Source organism: Streptomyces lincolnensis, from assembly GCF_001685355.1.
Taxonomy (GTDB): domain Bacteria; phylum Actinomycetota; class Actinomycetes; order Streptomycetales; family Streptomycetaceae; genus Streptomyces; species Streptomyces lincolnensis.
The window spans coordinates 7,703,500-7,724,168 of the sequence record NZ_CP016438.1 but is presented as its reverse complement, the minus strand read 5'-3'; the positions used below and the strand labels follow the sequence as shown (position 1 = coordinate 7,724,168).

The window sequence follows — 20,669 nt, the reverse complement described above, 5'->3', positions numbered from 1 at the left end:
GGCTGCCGACTCTAAAGCCGCAGGGAGGCACACCGTAATCGGCCACCGGTACCCGGTTTTACGGATGTTCGGTATCGCCGGTACCGATATTCCGAAGCGGTACTTCCGGTACCGGACGTGAAATCTCCCGGGTACCCGGAGAGCGATGTCGAAAAGTTGAGCGGCGGATAGTTTTTCGGGCATGGCAGCACTGGCTGAATCCAACGCCGGGAAGAAGCGTGGGGAATCGGTACTCATCACCGGTATCGGTGTCATGCTCCCCGGCGCGACCCATGTCAATGAATTCTGGCAGGACGTGCGGGACGGAACGTCACAGCTCGGTCCGCTGACCCGTTGCACTCCCGGACGCGCCGGTGTGCGGGTGGCCGGCGAACTGCGGGACTTCGACCACCGCAAGTTCCTGCCGGAGCTGAACGAGAAGTTCGCGAACCGGTACACCCGTGACGCGCTGGCCGCCATGTCGGCCGTCGAGGAGGCCCGCCGCGACGCCGGGCTCGTCACCGGTGAGATCGACCCGGAGCGGCTGTCCCTGATCGCCTCGTCCTCGCGCGGTCCCCTGGAGTGGGTCGGCGAGGCCCTCACGGCCGAGGGCGCGAACGCGCCGGGGCCGGAGAGCGGCGCGGCACGGGATCGGCACTTCGGCGACAGCGGGGCGATGCTCCGGGGCATGCCGGGCGCTCCCGCGACCCTCGCGGCCATCTACGGAGACGTCCGCGGACTCGTCACCACCCTGAGCAGCGCCTGTGTGGGCGGACACCACGCCATCGGCTTCGCCGCGGAGCTGATCCGGGCGGGCGCCGCGGACGCCGTGGTCGTGCTGGGACACGAGTTCCCGCTCACGCCGCTGGTGTTCGAGTCCTTCACGGCCATGGGCAGCGGTGTGCTGTCGACGGAGTCCGCGGACCCCCGTCGCGCGATCCGCCCGTACACCAGGGAGCGGGAGGGCTTCGCCTTCGGCGAGGGCGCCGTCGCGCTGTGCCTGGAGCGGGCCGGCCACGCGCAGGCGCGCGGCGTGGACGGATACGCACGCGTCCTGTCCCACCGGGCGGTGAACGAGGCCACGCACCCCTTCGGCATGGACATGAGCGGTGAGGTCACCGCGTCGGCGGTCCACGCGGCGCTCCGTGACGCCGGTCGCGGCCCGCAGGACGTCGACTGGTTCTGCGGTCACGGCACGGCCACCCCGAAGAACGACGTGGCCGAGAGCCGGATGCTGGGCGCGCTCTACCCCGGCCGGCCGCGGTCCGCCTGGCCGCCGCTCAGCTCCGTCAAACCCGTGTACGGACATCTGCTCGGCGCCGCCGCCCTGGTCAACGCCGCCGCGACCGCCCTGGCCCTGCACCACCAGTGCCTGTGCGCGACCGCCAACTACGCGGAGGCCGAGCCCGATCCGGAGTGCGACCACGACCACGTCGGCGAGGGGGGCCGCCCCGGCCCCGTCGACCTCGCGATCTCTCTCGCCTTCGCGATCGGCAGCCAGACCTCGGTGCTCGCCCTGGGCACCGCGTGACGTAGGCCGCGCCCGCACGGACCGAACCCGCGAAGGAGACCATGAGCACGCACAGCGGCCCCGCCCTCGTCCCCGATGTCGACACCCTGGTGTCCGAGTACGTCTCCCCCGGCACACATCTGCACCTGGCCATGACGATGGCCCGGCCGAACGCCATGGTCTACGCCCTCGCCCGGCAGTTCGCGGGCCGGGGCCGGTTCACCGTCAGCACGTCGGCGACCCATACCGCGATGCACGCGCTGACGATGTCGGGCGCGGTCGAGCACCTGATCACCTGCTTCCTCGGCGACACCTACCCCACCCCTCGCCCCAACCCGCTCTACCGCGATCTGGCCCGGGGGCTCCCGTTCACCTGCGAGCTGTGGTCGCTGCTGAGCTTCACCCAGCGGCTGATCGCCGGCGCGACCGGCCTGCCGTACGGCGTGACGGCCTCCCTCGTCGGCAGCGACCTGGAGCGCGCGCTCGCCTCCGGTGCCCGCGGGCCGCGCCCCGACGGCGAGGACGCCGTGCCGGACGGCAGCCCGAAGTTCGTGCGGGTGGCCGATCCTTCGGCGGGCGACCGGCCGTTCGGGCTGGTGGAGCCGCTGCGCCCCGATCTGACGCTGGTGCACGGCGCGTGCGCCGACCGGCGCGGCAACATCGTCCTGGTGCCGCCCGCGGGCGAGGGTGCCTGGGGTGCGTACGCCGCCGAGCAGGGGGTGCTGGCCTCCGTGGAGCGCATCGTGCCGGACGCGTTCGTCGACGCGCATCCGGAGCGGGTCGTCATCCCCGGACAGCGGGTCGTGGCCCTGTGCGAGGCCCCGCTCGGCGCGCATCCCCAGTCGCTGCGCGGTCTCGCGCTCGGTGACCTGGGCCAGGCGGTGGCCGGGTACCGGGACGACTACACCTTCCTCACCGAGCTCGTGGACCGTCTGGCCACCGAGGACGGCGCCAAGGAGTGGTACCGCGAATGGGTCGAGGAGCCGGGCGGGCACGCGGAGTACGTGCGCAGGCTGGGTGAGGCGCGGCGCGCCGAACTGCTGCTGGCGGCCGGGCCGCTCACCCCGCGCGAGCCGACCGCGCCGCCCCGCCCCTTGAGCTCCGGGACGAGGCCCGACGCCGTCCCGCAGAGCCGCCCCGAGCCGACCCCGCGCGCACCCGTCACCCGCCAGGAGCGGACCATCGTCCTCGGGGCCCGCGCGATCGTCGACCGCGTCACCACGGACGGCTACGACACGTTGCTCGCGGGCATCGGCGTGTCCCATCTGGCCGCCTGGCTGGCCGCCGCCCGGCTGCGCGAACAGGGCGTACGGGTGCCGGTCTGCGCCGAACTCGGCTTCTACGGCATGGATCCGGAGCCCGGCGACGTCTTTCTCTTCAGTCAGCTGCACGCCACGCGGTCCCAGCAGCTCGCGGGCATCCCGGAGATCCTCGGCGGGATGGTGTCGGCGAACCGCCGCTGCCTGGGCGTCCTCGCGGCCGGTGAGGTCGACGCGCGCGGCGACGTCAACACCAGTCTGCTCGCCGACGGCCGGTGGCTGACCGGCTCCGGCGGCGCCAACGACATCGCCACCAGCACGGACTGCCTGGTGCTGTCCACGGCCTCCCCGCGCAAGTTCGTCGATCGGGTCGCCTACGTCACCAGCCCGGGCGCCCGGGTACGTGAAGTCGTCAGCCACTTCGGCCGGTTCCGGCGCGAGGACGGGCCCGGCAGCCCCTTCCGCCTCGCCACCTGGCTGCCGCTCGGCGACGACGGCCCGCCGACACCGCGGGAGGCCGTGGCCACGCTGACGCGCTGGTCCGCGCCCACCACCGACCCGGTCGCGGAACCGGAGATCACCGAGGCGGAGATCTCCTGGCTGCGCGGTCTCGATCCGCAAGGTTTCTACAGGTGAGGAGCACGTCTGTGAGCGGTGGAATCTGGGCGGGCCACGGTCTGTCCTTCCGGGGCTTCGGCCACTACTTCCCGCGCCACTGCGAGGAGATACCGGCGGATCTGCCCGAGGCACCGGCGATGGAGGCCGCGGTGCTCGGCCCCGACCTCGGCGTGCGGCGCCGGCATCTGTCCGACGACTCCGAGACCGTGCCGTACATGGCCGTGGAGGCGGGCCGCCAGGCGCTGCGCAACGCGGGCCTGGAGGCCGGTGATCTGGACCTGGTGATCTTCTCGTCCTGGTCGCAGCGCAAGTACGCGCCCGAGGACGGACCGCGCGTCGCGCTGAGCCTCGGCGCCCGACGGGCGCTCGCCTTCGACGTGTGCGCCGCCTGCGTCGGCTTCGTGCACGGTGTGCAGACGGCCGCGGCCATGCTGACGAGCCATCAGTGGCGGCGCGCCCTCGTCGTCTGCTCCGACCAGTTCTCGCGGCGCCTGAAGCCGGGCCGCCGCGGTTCCTACGTCGGAGGGGACGGGGCCGGGGCCGCGGTCCTGGAGGCGGGACCGCCCGACGACTCCCGGCTGCGGGACTCCGCGGTGCTCAGCTACGGCGAGCACGCGGGCGTCTCCAAGACCTGGGGCACCGGGGCCTGGACGGTGAGCCTGCCCTCGATCGCCGACGTGGCCGCCGAGACCGCGGGCGAGGCCGTGGACCTGCTGCTCCGGCGCAACGGCATGACGATCGCCGACGTCGACCGGGTGGTCCCGCATCCGGGCTCGGTACGGATCTCCGAGCGTCTGGTCGAGCGCATCGGCGCGGACCCCGCCAAGGTCCTGACGAATCTGCGCACGCGCGGCCAGACCACGAGCGCGACGATCCCGACGGCGCTGTCCGAGTTCGTCGAGTCGGGCGAGCTGCGCAAGGGCGACGTGATCCTGTCGCCCGCGGCCGGCGCCGGCTGGTTCTCCGGGGCGCTGCTCTACCAGCTCTGACACGAGCGCGACGACCGCGCAGGCGGCCCGAACACCGACGACCGCACCCCGATGACTGACGACCGATGACCGATGACAAGGAAGGGACGCCCCCATGTCCACCCCCCGGATACCGCTCGACGGTGCCGGCCCGCCCGTTGTCCTCAGCGGTGTCGGCCACTACTTCCCGGGCGAGCCGGTCACCAACGACTACTTCGAGGGCCTGCCCGGGCTCGGCGTCGACGACGCCTGGATACGCACGCACACGGGTGTCGGCTCGCGCCACTGGGCCGGGCCCGACGAACGGTTCGCCGAGATGGGCGTCAAGGCGGCCCGGGCCGCGCTCGACGACGCGGGACTCGACGTCTCGGACGTGGACGTGATCATCGGCACCAGCGCCACCGCCCGGCCCCGGGCCAACCCGTCCTCTCTGGGCAACAACTACATGGACATCTCGCTGCCCGTGCAGAAGCAGTTGGGCGCCCGCGACGCCTTCTGCTTCGACGTCAGCGCGGTGGCCTGCGCCGGGTTCCTCTACGCGAGCGTGGTGGCCCGCGGGCTGCTCGCCACCGGTCAGGCGCGCACCGTGCTGGTGGTGTGCGCGGAGAGCCCGCGGGCCATCCTCAACTTCGACTTCAGGAACTCCGCGCTCTTCGGTGCCGGGGCCGCCGCGGCGGTGTGGCGCATCGGCGAGTCCACGGGGGCGGGCGCCGACAGGCTGTCCGCGCGCGGCGGTCTGATCGACGTCGTCCTGCGCGCCGACGGCCGCTACTACGACGCGTTCGACATCGACGAGAACGACAAGATGGTGATGCGCGGCGGAATTCTCTCCGAAGTGACACCGGACATGCTCGTCGAGGCGGGACAGACCGTCCTGAAGCGCAACGGGCTTTCCCCTGAGCAGATTTCCTGGTGCGTTCCCCACCAGGCGAACACCAATCTGCTGTATCCGATGGCGGACCGTATCGGAATTCCGCGGGAGCGCATGCTCCTGAATCTTCCCCGGCGCGGCAACACATCGAGCGTCGGAATGCCGGGCGCGCTCTCCGAGTTCGTGCGCGACGGCACGGTGAAGCCCGGCCAACTGATTCTGGGCGTGAGTATCGGGCGCGGTCTGAGCTGGGGCGCCATGGTCTTCCGGTACCGATGACCGCCGGGCCGGACACGACGACCGAGAGGAAAGGGGAGCGGCCTTGTCCGATTCCAGGAACGCGCTGGTGACCGGCGGTACGCGGGGCCTGGGACTGGCCGTGGCCCGGCGGCTCGCCACCGAGGGGTGGCACACCACGGTGCTCGGGCTCGACCCGGGACGCCTGGAGAAGGTGCGGGCGATGGCCGAGGCGGAGCAGCTCCCGCTGCGCGCGGTGCGGGCGGACGTGACGTCCGAGGAGTCGGTGCGCGAGGTGTTCGCCGAGGTGACCGAGACCGGGCCGCTGCACCTGTGCGTGAACAACGCGGGCCGCAACCTGTCCCGGCTGCTGCTGCGCAGACCGCGCCAGGACACCGGCGGCGGGCTGCTCACCCACTCGCTCGAGGACTGGGAACGGACGGTGCGCCTGTGTCTGACGGGTGTGTTCCTGGTCGGCCGCGAGGCAGCGGCCGGCATGGTCCGGCAGGGCGTCGCGGGCACCATCGTGAACGTCTCCTCCGGCCTGGCGGCCGGCGCGTACGGGCAGTCCGCGTACACCGCCGCGAAGGCCGGGGTGGAGGCGCTGACCCGCACCTGGTCCTACGAGCTCGGTGTCTACGGGATCCGGGTGGTCGCCGTCGCGCCCGGCGTGATGGACGGCGAGGCGCTGCGCGAGAAGAGCACCGCCCTGCCGAAGCACGCCCGCTACATGGAGGGCCTGAAGCGCTTCGTGCCGCTCGGCCGCTGGGGGACGGAGGAGGAGGTGGCGGACGCGGTGTGCTTCGCCGCGGAGAACCCCTATGTCACGGGCTCGGTGATCCGGGTCGACGGCGGCGGCCCGCCCGGCTGGGTGCCGTGACGATCCCGCCGTAACGATTCCGCTCCGCGGCGCCACGCGTTTTCCCGCCCGGTACCTCGCGTACCCGCGCGGTCAGTCATTCAGTACGGGAGGCCAGATGCCACAGAATTCCGACGCCACTAGTTTCTCGCCGATGGACACCGGACATCAGGGCCTCTGGGAAGGCTCCGGAATACGGTTCACCGGATACGGCCACTACTTCGGTTCCGAGGAAATACACAACGAGAGCGTGGAGAACGCCACCACGAACGCCGTCGAGGACCGGGTCATCGGCGGAGTCGGCGTCCGTACCCGCTACCGGGCCACCGACGAGGAGACCCCCGTCCTCATGGCCACCCGGGCGTCCCGGCAGGCCCTGGAGCGGGCCGGCGTCGACGCCTCCGACATCGACCTGGTCGTCGTCAGTCACTGGACCGACCGCAACTACGTCGACGAGGTGGGGGCGTTGACCGCGGCGGCACTCGGCATCAAGGGGCCCATGGCCTTCGAGATCGCCGGTTCCTGCGCCGGTTACATCCAGGCGGTGCACACCGCGGCGGCCCTCCTCACCTCACCGGCCGGCTACCGCAGGGCCCTGGTGGCCACCACCGAGCGGGTCACGCGGCGGGTGCGGCCGGGTTCCAAGGGCGCGATGCTCGTCTCCGACGGGGCGGGTGCCTGCGTGATGGAGGCGACCCCGGGTGGGGCGAGCGGGCTCATCGACTCGGTGTTCCACACCGACGGCAGCCTCGCCCACATGTCCGTGGCGGGCGGCGAGCAGGGCTGGGTCAGGAGCCATCCGGACCTCAACGACGTGGCCCTGGCCCATGTCCGCGACGCCGTGGAGGACCTGCTCGCGCGCAACAAGCTGACCGTCGACGACATCGACTGGCTCATCCCGCATTCGGGCACCGAGCCGCTGGCCAAGGGAATCCAGCACCACCTCGGCGCGGACCCGGGGCGTGTCCTGACCAACCTCTCCTTCCGGGGCAACGTCTCCAGCGCGTCGATCCCGACCACCGTGTCGGAACTGCTGGAGCGCGGTGTGGTCGCCCCCGGAGACCTGGTGCTGTCCCCGTCGATCGGCGGCGGGGTCTGGTGCTGGGGCGGCCTGCTCTACCGGATCTGAGCGAAGGGCGTAGTGGTGACCACGACCAAGAGCCCCCGGGACGCACTCGTCACCGGCATGGGTTTCTGTCTGCCCGGCCGGGGCGCGCCGACGGCGACGCCGGGGCAGTTCTGGGCGGCCGTCGAGCACGGCGAATCGTTCCTGGAGCAGGACGACGGAACCTACTTCGGGAGCGTTCCCCTCGATTTCGACACGGTGGCCGACCGGTTGCCGGAGATACCGCCCCGCTTCCTGGAGAAGTACTCCGACATCCACCTGTACGGGCTGCTGGCCCTGCTGGAGGCGTGCGCGGACGCGGATCTCGACTGGCGGGCGGGCGCCCTGAGTGAGGCGGCGGTGCTCGCGGCCCGCAACGCCACGGCCGACACCATCGTCGACACCTATCTGCCGGTGCTGCTCGCCGACACCCGGACCATCAGCCCGCGCGAGGCCCGCGCCGTACTGTTCCGCAACGTCCTGGGCGCGGTGATGTCCGATGTCGAGACGACACAGGCGGGCCTGGTGGGCTCCACGGGTCCCAGCTACACCCTGTCCTGCGGCTGTGCCTCGTCGTCGGTGCTCCTCGGCAACGCCGCACGCATGATCGCGGCGGGCGAGGTGGACGTCGCGGTCGTCACCGGCGCCGACTACTGGCGCGAGAGCAGGCTGCGGCAGTACGCCGAACTGGAGGAGCGGTCGGTGGCCGGCACCGAGCCGCAGACCGCCACCCTGGTCCACCAGCCCATGCGCCCCTACGACGAGCGGGCCGCCGGTCTCAACTACGGCAACGGTGCCGCCACGCTGATCCTGGAGAGCCGCGAGCACGCGGACCGCCGCAAGGCGCGGACGTACGGCCGGGTGCTGTCCCAGGTCACCGCCCGCAACGCCCAGCCGAACCTGGCCCTGGACCTGACGGGGGCCGGTGCCGCGCGCGCCGCGCGCTCGTGTCTGGAGGGCTTCGCGACACCGGACGAGATCGACTACGTCAACGGTGCGGCGACCGGGGACCGGGCATTCAACGCCATGGAGGGCAACATCGTGCCGGCGATCTTCGGAGAGCGGGCGGCCGCGCTGCCCGTCACCGTGCAGGAGGCCGTGTTCGGCCACAGCGGGGCGCCGCTCGGCGTGATCGGTGCCGCCGCGACCTTCCTGATGATGCGTCACGGCCACATCGCGCCGACCGCCAACTGCGAGAAGCCGGCCGACGTGTGCACCTTCGACCCGGTGCCGGGCACCCGCGGGCGAGCCGCCCGGATCGACCTGGCCCTCAGCCTCAACTACACGATCGGCTCCGTCGCGAGCGCCGTCCTGCTGGGAGCCGACGATGACTGACACGACGAACGGCACGCCCCTGCTCAGGACGCCCTCGCTGGCGCCCGTCGGACCACGCGTCCTGCTGGAGTCGGAGCCGGACGCCGTCCACACGAACGCCGTACGGGCGGCCTGGGAGCGCTACGGCTTCCAGGTGGAGACCGCGTCCACGTACGCCGCGGCTCCGGCCCAGCCCCCGGACGTGTACTGCGTGGTGAGCATCGGCAACGAGACCTTCGGTGCGGGGCGCCGCGCACCCCTGCGCCGCGGTCCGGTGGCCCGCGTGCTCGCCGCCATGTCCCGCCGGGGCCGGGGCCGTGCCGTTCTGGTCACCGACGGCGGTCCGCACGTGCACGGTGACGCCGGCCCCGAGGGCGCGGCCGACCGGGCCGCCGACCACGCCTGGTGGCAGCACCTGGCCAAGCGCTGCACCGCACGCGGCGTACCGGCCAACACGGTGCGCGTCGGCTACGCCCCGTTCCTGGGCCACCGGCTGTCCCCCGGGGCCGAGGAGGAGGTGCTGCGGCATCTGGTCACCCGCCGCCCGACGGAGCCGGGCGAACTCGCGGCGGCCCTGCGGCTGTTGGCCTCGCAGGGCCTGGGCAACGTGGCGGGCGAGACGCTGCCGCTGGACGGCGGGCTCGACGCCGCCGTCGTCCCCATGCCGTCGGCGCGCGCCGCGCGCACCGAGCCCGCGGCCGGCGCTCTCGGCGGACCGGATCCGTTCCGGCTGGACGGCGACGTGGTCCTGGTCACCGGCGCCAGTGGCGGCATCGGCGCGAGCGTCGCCCGTGAGTGCGCCGCTCGCGGGGCCGGTGTCGTGCTCGTCGCGCGGCGCAGGCCCGAGCTGGAGAAGCTGGCCGCCGAACTGCGTGAGCGGGGCGGCAGGTGCTGGGTGCTGCCCGCCGACCTGGCCGATCCGGCCCGCGCCGCCGACCTGGTGGGCGAGGCGTGGGAGCGCACCGGCGGCATCGACGCGCTCGCCTATGCCGCGGGTGCCGTCACCTTCGACGGCTCCGGCGACCACGCGCGCAATCGCGAACGGCTGCTCGCCCTGAACACGCTGTCGTACGCGAGCCTCTGCGACGCCCTGCTCACCCGGTGGACGGTGACCGGGCGCAAGGGGTCGGTGGCCGTGGTGTCCTCGCTGGCCGCGGTGAGCGCGCCGGTGGCGAACCTGGCGAGCTACGGCGTGAGCAAGGCGGCGACCGCGCTGTTCACCCATCACTTCGCCACCTCGGCCGCCCGGTACGGCATCCGGGCCAACAGCGTGCTGCCCGGGTTCGTGCGCACGCCGATGACGGACGTGACCAATCCCGTGTTCCTGGACGCCACCAACCGGCTGGTGCCCACCGGCCGGATGAGTGAGCCGGACGAGGTCGCCGCCCTCCTGTGCTACCTGATCAGCCCCGCGGCGTCCGGGCTGACCGGCGCGGCACTGCGTGTCGACGGCGGCGGCCACTGTCTGGCCGGCCTGCCGCCCCTGTCCCCCCGACCCCGCCATGGGAGCACCGTATGACCGAGAACAGGCCCCTCAAGGGCAAGGTGGCGCTCGTCGCCGGCGCCTCGTCGGGCATCGGAGCGAGCATCGCCCGGGCGCTCGCGGGCGCGGGCGCGTCCGTCGCGCTCGTGGCGCGCCGTGAGCGCGAACTGGCCGTCGTGGAACGCGAGGTGGCCGAGCACGAGGTGCCGGTGCTGGCGCTTGCCGCCGACCTGGCCGCCGAGGGCGTGCCCGAGGAGGTGGTGGCCGCCGCCGAGCGGGCGCTCGGGCCCGTCGACATCCTGGTGAACAACGCCGCCCTGGCGCGTACCGGGCCCATCCACGACACCCACCCCCGCCACTGGCGTCAGGCGTTCCGGCTCAACCTGGACGTGCCGTTCCTGCTGATCCGCGCCGTGCTGCCGGGGATGCGTGAGCGCGGCCACGGCTGGATCGTCGACATCAGCTCGGAGGGCAGTCTGCTCCAGGCCGACTGGTCGGCGCCGTACTCCATCACCAAGCGCGCCCTGAACGCGCTGACCGCCCAGGTCGACATCGAGAACCGGCACCTCGGGGTGCGGGCCGTCGCCGTGCTGCCCGGCTGGGTGCGCACCGATCTGGCGCAGGACCCCGAGGAACTCGGCGTGGGCGTCGACCAGTTGCTGGATCCGGCGGACGTGGCGGAGGTCGTGCTGTGGGCGGTCACGCTGCCCGCCCGGGTCAGCGTCGGCCCCCTGATCCCGGTGCGCCCGGTGAGCCGGAACGCGCAGACCGCTCTCAACTGGGAGCACTACCTGCGGGCCGTGCGCCACTACGACACCGTCGGCGGGCACATGCTCGACGTGACCGGGATGTCCGAATGACCGGGGCGCCGGTCGTGGCCGGCCCGGACACGGCGCCGGTCGTCGAGATCCTCGCGCCGGAGGACCCCCGGGTACCGCGGGCCGAACACTGTGTGACCGGCGAGCTGATCGCCGCCCGCGCCCGCGCGCACCCCGAGCGCGTGTACGCCGTCTTCGAGGACGGCACCGAGTGGACGTACGGGCAGGTGTACGACGACGCCCGGGCCACCGCCGCGGCGCTGCACCGGCTGGGCGTGCGGCAGGGCGACACCGTGCTGTGCTGGCTGCCCAACGGCCTGGACGCGCTACGGGTCTGGTACGGCGTCAATCTCCTGGGAGCCGTGCACGTGCCGGTGAACACCGCATACCGGGGCAGCCTGCTCGGGCACGTCGTCGACAACTCCGGGGCGCGGGTGCTGGTCGCGCACGCGCGGCTGGCCGAGCGGCTGGAACACGCCGGGCGCGGCCGTCTCGACACGGTCGTCGTCCTCGGCGGCGGACCGGACGAGCCCCCGCCCGCCCCCCTGTCCGGCTCGCTCCGCGTCCTGGGCCCGGAGGCGCTGCGGGCCCGGCCCGACGAGTTCGTGCCGCCCCCGCGCCCCGTCGCCCCGTGGGACACCATGGCGGTGATCTACACGTCGGGCACCACCGGCCCCTCCAAGGGCGTCCTGGTCTCCTACGTCCACCACTACTCCACCGTGACGGCTCTGCTCGACGACGACATCACCGAGCACGACCGCTATCTGCTGAACCTGCCGCTGTGCCACGGCGGCGGCACCGAGGTCGCCTACTGCATGCTGCTGTTCGGCGGGTCGGCCGTGATCACCGACGGGTTCACCACCGGCGAGTTCTGGGACGTGGTCCGCCGGCACGGCGTGACGATGTGCACCCTGCTGGGCGCGATGGTCGACTTCCTGCTGGGCGTTCCCGAGACGGCCCGGGGCCGGGAGCATCCGCTGCGGGCCGCGTGTGTGATCCCGCTGAACCGTCAGGCCCTCGACTTCGGCCGCCGGTTCGGGGTGGCCGTGTACACCGGCTTCAACATGTCGGAGACTCCGGCGCCGATCGTCTCGGACCTCGATCCGGAGCGCACGGGCAGCTGCGGCCGGCCGCGCCCGGGGGTGCAGTGCCGGGTGGTCGACGAGCACGGCATCGACGTACCGGACGGGTGCGCGGGTGAACTCGTGCTGCGGGCGGACCGGCCCTGGTCGATGTTCCACGGCTACCACGGCATGCCGGAGGCCACCGCCGCGGCCTGGCGGGACGGCTGGTTCCGTACCGGCGACGCCGTGGTGCGCGAGCCGGGCGGCGACTACTTCTTCGTGGATCGCATCAAGGACGCGATCCGGCGCCGGGGCGAGAACGTGTCCTCGGCGGAGGTGGAGGCGGAGTTGCTCGGTCATCCGGCGGTGGCGATGGCCGCGGCGGTGGCCGTGCCGAGCGAGCAGGCCGAGGACGAGATCCTCGCCGCCCTGGTGCTGCGCCCCGGTGTCCTCTTCGACCCGGTGGAGCTGATGGAGCATCTGCGGGTGCGCATGGCCCACTTCATGGTGCCGCGCTATGTCCGGGTCCTGCCCGACCTTCCCATGACCGAGACGGGCAAGGTCCGCAAGGAGGCGCTGCGCGCCCAGGGGATCACCCCGGACACCTGGGACCGGGCGGCCGCCGGGATCGAGGTCCGCCGTGAGCGGGTCGGCTGACCGGCCCGCGGTGCGGCGCCGGGTGGTCGACGTGTGTGTGCTGGCCCTGGACCGCGAGTGCTGGCGGACGTACTTCCGGGGCCTCGCCGCGGTCGCGCCGACGTATCTGCGCGCCTTCGGCCGGCACGCCACGACGGTCTTCGGCACCGACCACGCCGCCTTCCGGGCTCTCCTCGACGCCGGGGACCAGGACGCGGCGATCGGTCTGCTCGTCGCGGGGCAGCCGGAGCGCACGGACACCGACGCGCTGCTGCGGACCATGGACGACAACGGCGTGGTCCACCAGGTCCTGATGAGCTGCGGCGGCGCCACCGCCGACGGGGACGACGTGAACAGCCGGGTCGCCGCCGTCGCCGCCAAGGCACCCGACCGGCTCCAGGCGTGGGCGGGCGTGGACCTCACCGACCCCCGGGCGGCGGTGGCGGAACTGGAGCGCTGTCACGCCCTGGGGATGCGGGGCTTCGCGGTGACCCCGTTCTGGCAGGGGGTCGACCCGCGTGATCCCGTGTACGACCCCGTCTTCCGGCGGGCGCGGGAGCTGGGCATGCCGCTGTGGCTGCACACCGGGCACCATTTCGCGCGGCACGCCCACGACCTGTGCCATCCCCGCAACGTCGACTGGATCGCCCGCCGGCATCCCGGGCTGCCGGTCGTCGCCGGGCACGCGGCCTGGCCGTGGGTGCTGGAGATGGTCTCCATCGCCCAGCGGCACCGCGACGTCTACCTCGACCTGTCCTCCCACCGGCCGCCGTGGATGGCCCGCCCCGGATCGGGCTGGGAGCCGCTGCTCCTGTACGGCGCCACCGCACTGCGCGACCGGGTCCTGTTCGGCTCGGCGACCTGGGTCAACGCCGATCCGGTCGCCGCCCTGGCCGAGCAGGTCGCCGCCCTGGGCCTCGGCGACGAGGTCACGGACCGCTGGCTGTACGGCAACGCGGCCCGGCTCCTGGGCCTCGGGCCGGGCTGACATCCCGCCGAGGGACCACCGATGCACCGACCGACACAGAGACCGACACAGAGAGGGACTCATCGTGATCGACCCTGCCGACTTCGCCCTGTGGAACAGCGGCGTACCCCGCCCCTACCTCAAGGCGCTGTCCCGCGACGACCTGCTCGCCGAGGCGGACGGCGTCCGCGTCCGTGACTCCGGCGGACGCTGGTATCTCGACGCCCGGTCCGGGCTGTGGAACGTCACGCTCGGCTACGGCAACACCCGCGTCAAGGAGGCCATCAAGCAGCAGGTGGACCGGCTGCCGTTCGCCAACAGCCACGGCTACGGGCGCCCGGCGCAGGTCACCGTCGACTGTGCCGAGGCTCTCGTGCGCCATCTGCCGGACGGCATCAACCACGTCCGGTTCGCCAGCAACGGCGCCCAGGCGGTGGAGATGGCGCTGCTGCTCTCCCGGTTCCTGCGGCTGCGGGCCGGACAGCCCGAGCGTATGGCTGTGTTCTCCATGTGGGACGGCTTCCACGGGCAGGGCCCGGGCGCCGGCATGGTGACCGGCGTCCCGTATCTGCACCACCAGACCGGCCCGATGCTCCCGGGGATCCACCACGCCCCGGGGCCGTTCTCGCACGGCGCCGTCGAGGGCGTCAGCGACATGGAGCGGCTCATCACCGAGTTCGGGCCCGAGCGGGTGACCGCGGTGATCGTGGAGCCCGTCGTCGGCGAGGGCGGACACATCCTGTCACCCGAGTACCTCGGTTCCCTCTCCCGGTTCTGCCGCTCCCACGACATCCATCTCGTCTTCGACGAGGTCGTCACCGGCATGGGCCGGGTCGGCGACTTCACCCGCGCCGGCCAGCTGCCGGACGTCTCACCCGACATCATCACGCTGGGCAAGGGCATCACCTCCGGGTACATGCCGATGTCGGCGGTGGCCGTCCACGACCGTCTCTACGAGCAGTTGCACGACCGCACCACCGCGGAGACCGCGCTCAGCATCGGCTCGACCAACGACGGTCACGCGGTGGCCGCCGCGGCGGCGCTCGCGGTCATCGGCGCCCTCGACGAGGACGGCGTGCTGGAGAACGTGCGCCGGCGCGGGGCGGATCTCGTCACCGCCCTGGGCAAGGTCCAGGCCCAGCACCCGGAGCTGACCGGGGTGCGCTGCATCGGTCTGTTCTGCGGCCTGGAGTTCGGCGAGCCGGGCGGCGAGGCCTGGACCCCGGGCAGGGTGAACAAGCTGCGCATGGCCCTGGAGAGCCGGGGCGTGCTCAGCTCCAGCCTGCGGGTCGTGCCGAACCTGATGCTCATGCCGCCGCTCGTCATCACGGAGGACGACGTGGCGGAGATCGCCGGAGCGCTCGACGGCGCGCTCGGCGACATCAAGTCGGGCCGCATGCCCGAGTCCGGCTTCGCCCGGGCCATGGGATGACGTTCTCACCTCGATACGGAAGGCGGGTATCACGATGACGAAGACCAGCAGGCAGTGGCAGGAAGAGGCGAAGGCCGAATGGGACCGCTACGCCGAGATCTGGGACAGCTGGACGCCCGACGACAGCCGTGACGACGCGGAGGAGGCCGCGGACTTCCTGGCGGACCTGGCCAAGGGCGGCACCGCCCTGGAGCTGGGCATAGGAACCGGCCGGGTGGCCCTTCCGCTGGCGGAGCGCGGCGTGCGGGTGAGCGGTATCGACGCCTCGCCGAAGATGTTGGAGAGGCTCAAGGAGAAGCCCGGCGGAGAGCGCATCCAGGTCTTCGAGGGCAACTTCGCCGACGTCGACGTCGAGGACGAGTACGACGTCGTCTTCATCGCCCTCGCCACCCTGTTCGTCCTGCCCGACCAGGACGAACAGGCCCGCTGCCTGGCGAACAGCGCCAAGCGTCTCAAGCCCGGCGGGCGGCTCGTCGTGCAGAACATCGTGCCGGACATGACGAACTACCAGCGCGGCCGGCAGAACGACTACGGCATGACCGAGCCGTTCCGCGTCTCGGGCCGGCTGGCCGGGCACCCCCGGCTGGCCTGGTTCGAGATGAACACGATCGACCCGACGACGCAGATCATCAAGCGCACGGATGTCGTCGTCAGCGAGAAGGGCAACCGCATCATCGCGGCGACCATGCGGTACATCTGGCCCGCGGAGCAGGACCTGATGGCCCGGCTCGGCGGCCTGGAACTGGAGGACCGCTGGGGCGGCTGGCGCAAGGAGCCGTTCCACTACGACAGCAGGGACGCGGTCTCCGTCTACCGCAAGCGGTGACGCGAGCGGCGACCTGAGTCCGGTACCGGTACGGAAGGGGGCCGGGGCGGTTGGACACCGCCCCGGCCCCCTCTGTCGTACCTGGTCGTACCTGTCAGACGGCGGCGCCGCGCTCCGTCACCAGCGCGGCGAAGGGGTTGCGCCCCTCGGGGTCCAGGGCCAGGCGCCGCTCGGGGTCGGTGACTCCGAGGCCCGGTTCGGGCGCGAGGCACAGCACCCCCACCTTGCCGACGTGCGCGTTGCGCTGGACCAGATGTGCCGCGTCACCGACCTGGTCGAGCGGGTACACCTCGGACAGCACCGGTACGAGCCGGCCGAGGCGGAACAGGCGGTTGCACTCCCACTGTTCCTGGAGGTTGGCGGCGTGGCTGCCGATGATCCGCTTGAGGTTCATCCACAGGTAGCGGTTGTCGAAGTGGTGGTCGTAGCCGGTGCTGGAGCCGCAGGTCACCACGGTGCCGCCGCGCCGTACGACGTAGACGGACAGGCCGAAGGTCGCCCTGCCGACGTAGTCGAAGACGACGTGCGGGTCCTCGCCGAGCGCGTCCCTGATGGCCCGGCCGAGCCGCTTGCCCAGTTCGATGGTCCGTTCCGGGGTGAGGTCGTGGTCGTCACCGAGGCCCAGGTCCGTGCGGTCGATGACGACGTCGCAGCCGAGCCGTCGCAGGGCCTCGGCCTTGCGCGGTGAGCCGACCACGCCCACGGCGACACCGCCCGCGTTCTTCACCATCTGGAGCGCGTAGGCGCCCAGACCGCCGGCCGCGCCCCAGATCAGCACGATGTCGCCCTGCTTGATCCGCGCGCCCTTGTCGCCGACCAGCATCCGGTACGAGGTGGCCGCGGTGAGCATCACGGACGCGGCCTCCTCCCAGGTCAAGTGCGCTGGTTTGGCGAGCAGTTGGCTGGCGCGGACGATGGCGAAGTGGGCCAGCCCGCCGAAGTTCGTCTCGTAGCCCCAGATGCGCTGCTCGGCACCCAGCATGCCGTCGTTGTGCGTGGCGGGCTCCTGGTCGTCCACCTGGACGCAGCTGACGACCACGTGGTCGCCCGCGGACCAGCGCCGCACTCCGGCTCCCGCCCGCACGACGACGCCCGCCGCGTCGGATCCGATGACGTGGTACGGCTGGTCATGGCGGCGGGCGAAGCCGCCCTGCCGGCCGAGGCGCTGGAGGAAGGAGAACGTGGGCACCGGCGCGAACGTCGCCGACCACACGGTGTTGTAGTTGATGGAGCTGGCCATGACCGCCACCAGCACCTCGTCCGGGGCCAGTTCGGGCAGGGGTACGGGACCGACGTGGATGGTGGTGCGGACGTCCCGTTCCTGCCCGGCGTCCATGGGGTCGCGCTCCGCGTCCGCGGCCCGCAGGTGCGCCGCCAGGTACTGGTCCCGTGGCACGAGACCCTCCCATTGTGCGGCGGGCGCACCCGACAACAGGGCCTCCGTCAGTGCTTCCATGGCACAACCTCTCCCTCGTTGGGGCGTGGGGACGATTCCCCTCCCTGTCAGGGATTGCACGTGCGCGCGACCCCGCCCGTACAGGCATTCGGGGTACTCAACCGGCGCCGGATCAGGTACTTGCGGGGCGTAGGTCACGGGCCCGGCGCTCGCTACGCTCATAAGTCCGACCCCCGTGGAACGCCGACTCAGGATGGGCAGACGCGTGACCGGAGAGTTCAGGCAGGGCCGTGCAGCGGAGCCCGAAGGTGCGGATGTCGTCGTCGAGGAACGTGGCCCCCTCCTCGTGATCCGGCTGAACCGTCCGCACGTACGCAACGCCCTCACCCGTGCCATGGCCGAACAGCTGGCGGCCGCCTTCCGGCACCTGGACGACACCCCGGAGCTGCGGGTCGGAGTGCTCACGGGCACCGCGCCCGCGTTCTGTTCCGGCATGGACCTCACGGCCTTCGCCCGCGGCGAGCGAGCCTCCCTTCCGGGCCGGGGGTTCGGCGGTCTGACGGAACGGCCGCCCGCCAAGCCGCTCATCGCCGCCGTGGAGGGCGCGGCGGTCGGCGGCGGCTTCGAGATGGTGCTCGCCTGCGACCTGGTGGTGGCGGCGGCCGACGCGTCGTTCGGACTGCCGGAGGTACGCCGGGGCCTGGTGGCGGCAGCCGGAGGGCTGCTGCGGCTGCCGCGCGCGATAGCGCCCGCCGTCGCGATGGAGATGGCCCTGACGGGCGACCCCATCGACGCCCATCGTGCCCACGCCCTCGGGCTCGTCAACCGGGTCGTGGCGCCCGGTTCCGCGCTGGCGGCCGCCTGCGAGCTCGGGGAACGCGTGGCGGCCCACGCCGGCCACGCCGTCCTGGCGAGCAAGCGCGTCCTGGGCCGGGCACGCGACGGGGAGTGGGCCGACGCGTACCGCGAGCACCGTGCCGAGCTGGCCGGCATCCTCGACTCCCCCGGCGCCCGGGCCGGTGCACGCGCCTTCGTCCAGGGCCGGGACGCGGCCGGTGAGGAAGCGGCCACCGGTCCGGTCAGCCCCTGACCACGGTGGTCGCACCGCCCTGCCCGGAGTACTTGCGGAACAGCTCACGCCGTCCGCTGACGCCCAGTTTCCGCAGGGCGCTGCTGACCTGGTTCTTGATGGTCTGAGGGGCGAGGGAGAGCTGCCTCGCGATCTCCTCGTTGGTGTAGCGGCGCAGAACCAGGCTGAGGACCTGGGCCTCCCTGCGGGTGACGGCGGGCAGCACGTCGGAGGTGACAGTCCGGATGTCGATGTCGTCCCGCTCGTCCTTGCCGAGCATCCACATGCGCTGGCCGTCGTAGGTGCGTTGCACCGCGTCCACGAGTTCCGCGCTGCCGACGCTCTTGTGCAGAAAACTGTCGGCGCCGGCCGATATCGCGGCGACGACGGCGGCGGGTGAGGCGTCACCGGTGAAGACGACGGCCCGGGGAGCGTTCTCCATGGCCTTCACCCGCTGACACAGATCGACACCGCGCGCTCCGTCCTCCAGTTCCAGCTCCAGGACGACCACATCCGGACGGGAGGTGGTGATCGCGTTCCATGCCTCGTCACTCCTTGCCGCTTCGGCGGTCCAGGCCACCCTCGTTTCGAGCAGTGACGAGAGCGCGTACCTCACCACCGGGTGCTGGTCCACGACGAGAACACCTAACGCTTGCATGGAGAACTCCTCACACAGTGAGTACAGCAGCTGCTGGTCGAGTCGATCATGCTCGGGGAAACGTTGTTGCGGTGCTGGACAAATCCGCGACCGGAATGAGCCACTCCCCCTTTACCCGTACATATGTCAGACAACTGACTAGAGACTGTCATGAGCGGATGAGTTCCCGGCAGCCACCAATCGTACTTTGTACGAGAAACCGTACGGTACTTCAAGTACCGGAGAGATGGGATCACTGAAACCCTCCCATTCCTCCACAGAGATACTCGCCGAGCTGCGTAAATGCCTTCAAAAGTTTGGTGAACACATGCGAACGGGCCGCCTGCGGGGGCAGGCGGCCCGTCACCTTCCAGGAGCTGTTATCGGCCAGTGCGGGTGTGGACGTACTCCACGAGCCGGGTCAGCGCGTCCGGGTCCGTGGACGGCATGACGCCGTGGCCGAGGTTGAAGACGTGGCCCTCCAGACCGGCGGCGGCGTCGAGGACCTCGCGGGCCTTGGTCTCGACGGCGTCCTGGCCGGCGAACAGGACGGTCGGGTCGAGGTTGCCCTGGAGCGCCTTGCCGGGACCGACGCGGCGGACCGCCTCGTCGAGCGGGACACGCCAGTCGACGCCGACGACATCGGCGCCGGCCTCGCCCATGAGCTTCAGCAGCTCGCCGGTGCCGACGCCGAAGTGGATGCGCGGGACGCCGTAGCCGGCGACGGCCTCGAAGACCTTGACGGAGGCCGGCATCACCGAGGTGCGGTAGTCGGCCGGGGACAGCGCCCCGGCCCAGGAGTCGAAGAGCTGGACCGCGGAGGCGCCGGCCTCGATCTGCACCTTGAGGAAGGCGGCCGTGATGTCCGCGAGGCGGTCGAGCAGGTCGGCCCAGAGCTCGGGCTCGCCGTACATCATCGCCTTGGCGTTCTCGTACGTGCGGGACGGGCCCCCCTCGACGAGGTAGCTCGCGAGGGTGAAAGGCGCCCCGGCGAAGCCGATCAGGGGGGTCGGGCCGAGCTCGCGGGTGAGCAGACCGATCGCCTCGGTGACGTAGGAGACGTCCTCGGGGGTGAGGTCGCGCAGCTGGGCCAGGTCGGCGCGGGTACGGATCGGGCGCTCGACGACCGGGCCGACGCCGGGCTTGATGTCGAGGTCGACGCCGATGGCCTTGAGGGGGACGACGATGTCGCTGAAGTAGATCGCCGCGTCCACGTCGTGCCGGCGGACCGGCTGGAGCGTGATCTCGGTGACCAGCTCGGGCCGCATGCAGGACTCCAGCATGGGGATACCCTCGCGCACCTTGCGGTACTCCGGCAGCGAGCGCCCGGCCTGCCGCATGAACCAGACCGGCGTGTGCGGCACGGGCTCACGCCTGCATGCCTTGAGGAAGGCGGAGTCGTACGTGGCCGTCGGCGGCTTGCCCGTGGGGGTCTCGTTGGCGCTCACGGGCCAAGTCTTGCACGACGCCGACGGCGCCCTTCAGCCCGCCCGGCCAGGGCCCTTCTGATGGATCTCCGTGGGAGAAGGAGCGGCGTTCGGTGCGTGCGATCGGCGTGCGGGCCGGGCGTCGCGACGCCGCGGAGATCCATCAGCAGGGCCCTGGGCCCACAGGGACACCG

The 20,669-nt window shown here is 72.1% G+C and carries 17 protein-coding genes; 14 read left to right on the top strand and 3 right to left on the bottom strand.

From position 1 onward, the window contains the following. The first annotated feature begins 181 nt into the window (after positions 1 to 181). The 13 genes from SLINC_RS34170 (at position 182) to SLINC_RS34110 (ending at position 15,946) form a co-directional block, all read left to right on the top strand. Complete coding sequence (locus SLINC_RS34170; RefSeq protein WP_067441507.1) at positions 182 to 1,510, top strand: beta-ketoacyl-[acyl-carrier-protein] synthase family protein; 1,329 nt, start codon at positions 182 to 184, stop codon at positions 1,508 to 1,510. 41 nt (positions 1,511 to 1,551) lie between these two features. Next, the gene (locus tag SLINC_RS34165) at positions 1,552 to 3,384 is read left to right on the top strand and encodes a CoA-transferase (RefSeq protein WP_067441505.1); all 1,833 of its coding nucleotides are present in this window, start codon (positions 1,552 to 1,554) and stop codon (positions 3,382 to 3,384) included. Between the two features lie 11 nt (positions 3,385 to 3,395). Then, on the top strand, positions 3,396 to 4,355 hold the full coding sequence (locus SLINC_RS34160) for a ketoacyl-ACP synthase III (protein WP_067441504.1): 960 nt from the start codon (positions 3,396 to 3,398) through the stop codon (positions 4,353 to 4,355). Positions 4,356 to 4,449: 94 nt separating this feature from the next. Beyond that, positions 4,450 to 5,484: a 3-oxoacyl-ACP synthase III family protein gene (locus tag SLINC_RS34155; RefSeq protein ID WP_079164877.1), complete on the top strand. Its 1,035-nt coding sequence runs from the start codon at positions 4,450 to 4,452 to the stop codon at positions 5,482 to 5,484. Positions 5,485 to 5,527: 43 nt separating this feature from the next. Beyond that, positions 5,528 to 6,322, top strand: a complete 795-nt coding sequence (locus tag SLINC_RS34150) for an SDR family NAD(P)-dependent oxidoreductase (RefSeq protein WP_067441501.1) — start codon at positions 5,528 to 5,530, stop codon at positions 6,320 to 6,322. Between the two features lie 133 nt (positions 6,323 to 6,455). After that, positions 6,456 to 7,430, top strand: a complete 975-nt coding sequence (locus SLINC_RS34145) for a ketoacyl-ACP synthase III (protein WP_067441498.1) — start codon at positions 6,456 to 6,458, stop codon at positions 7,428 to 7,430. Between the two features lie 15 nt (positions 7,431 to 7,445). Beyond that, positions 7,446 to 8,741: a beta-ketoacyl synthase N-terminal-like domain-containing protein gene (locus SLINC_RS34140; protein ID WP_225988291.1), complete on the top strand. Its 1,296-nt coding sequence runs from the start codon at positions 7,446 to 7,448 to the stop codon at positions 8,739 to 8,741. Continuing rightward, the gene (locus tag SLINC_RS34135; protein ID WP_067441493.1) at positions 8,734 to 10,239 is read left to right on the top strand and encodes an SDR family NAD(P)-dependent oxidoreductase; all 1,506 of its coding nucleotides are present in this window, start codon (positions 8,734 to 8,736) and stop codon (positions 10,237 to 10,239) included. The genes SLINC_RS34140 and SLINC_RS34135 overlap by 8 nt, the downstream gene beginning before the upstream one ends. Next, on the top strand, positions 10,236 to 11,063 hold the full coding sequence (locus SLINC_RS34130) for an SDR family oxidoreductase (protein WP_067441485.1): 828 nt from the start codon (positions 10,236 to 10,238) through the stop codon (positions 11,061 to 11,063). Before SLINC_RS34135 ends, SLINC_RS34130 begins: the two co-directional genes overlap by 4 nt. Continuing rightward, positions 11,060 to 12,742: an AMP-binding protein gene (locus SLINC_RS34125; RefSeq protein ID WP_079165204.1), complete on the top strand. Its 1,683-nt coding sequence runs from the start codon at positions 11,060 to 11,062 to the stop codon at positions 12,740 to 12,742. Before SLINC_RS34130 ends, SLINC_RS34125 begins: the two co-directional genes overlap by 4 nt. Beyond that, on the top strand, positions 12,726 to 13,709 hold the full coding sequence (locus SLINC_RS34120; protein ID WP_067441482.1) for an amidohydrolase family protein: 984 nt from the start codon (positions 12,726 to 12,728) through the stop codon (positions 13,707 to 13,709). Before SLINC_RS34125 ends, SLINC_RS34120 begins: the two co-directional genes overlap by 17 nt. Positions 13,710 to 13,773: 64 nt before the next feature. Then, positions 13,774 to 15,120 carry an aminotransferase class III-fold pyridoxal phosphate-dependent enzyme gene (locus SLINC_RS34115; protein ID WP_067441479.1) on the top strand — a complete coding sequence of 449 codons (1,347 nt, stop codon included), beginning with the start codon at positions 13,774 to 13,776 and terminating at the stop codon, positions 15,118 to 15,120. A 34-nt stretch (positions 15,121 to 15,154) separates the two neighbouring features. Continuing rightward, the gene (locus tag SLINC_RS34110) at positions 15,155 to 15,946 is read left to right on the top strand and encodes a class I SAM-dependent DNA methyltransferase (RefSeq protein ID WP_067441476.1); all 792 of its coding nucleotides are present in this window, start codon (positions 15,155 to 15,157) and stop codon (positions 15,944 to 15,946) included. A 94-nt stretch (positions 15,947 to 16,040) separates the two neighbouring features. Here the strand turns inward: SLINC_RS34110 and ccrA are convergent, their stop codons facing one another. Then, entirely contained in the window at positions 16,041 to 17,402 is a 1,362-nt protein-coding gene (ccrA, locus tag SLINC_RS34105; RefSeq protein WP_067441470.1) for a crotonyl-CoA carboxylase/reductase, read from the bottom strand. Between the two features lie 205 nt (positions 17,403 to 17,607). Between ccrA and SLINC_RS34100 the strand changes: the two genes are divergently transcribed. Then, a complete protein-coding gene (locus tag SLINC_RS34100; protein ID WP_225988292.1) occupies positions 17,608 to 18,432 on the top strand; it encodes a crotonase/enoyl-CoA hydratase family protein in 825 nt (274 codons plus the stop codon). On the opposite strand, the gene SLINC_RS34095 is transcribed toward SLINC_RS34100, so the two are convergent. Both SLINC_RS34095 and hemE read right to left on the bottom strand, forming a co-directional pair. Beyond that, complete coding sequence (locus tag SLINC_RS34095; protein WP_079164874.1) at positions 18,422 to 19,069, bottom strand: response regulator transcription factor; 648 nt, start codon at positions 19,067 to 19,069, stop codon at positions 18,422 to 18,424. The two genes, SLINC_RS34100 and SLINC_RS34095, sit on opposite strands and share 11 nt — an antisense overlap. 359 nt (positions 19,070 to 19,428) lie before the next feature. After that, positions 19,429 to 20,496, bottom strand: coding sequence for a uroporphyrinogen decarboxylase (gene hemE, locus SLINC_RS34090; RefSeq protein ID WP_067441463.1), 1,068 nt, complete (start codon positions 20,494 to 20,496; stop codon positions 19,429 to 19,431). Positions 20,497 to 20,669: the final 173 nt, after the last annotated feature.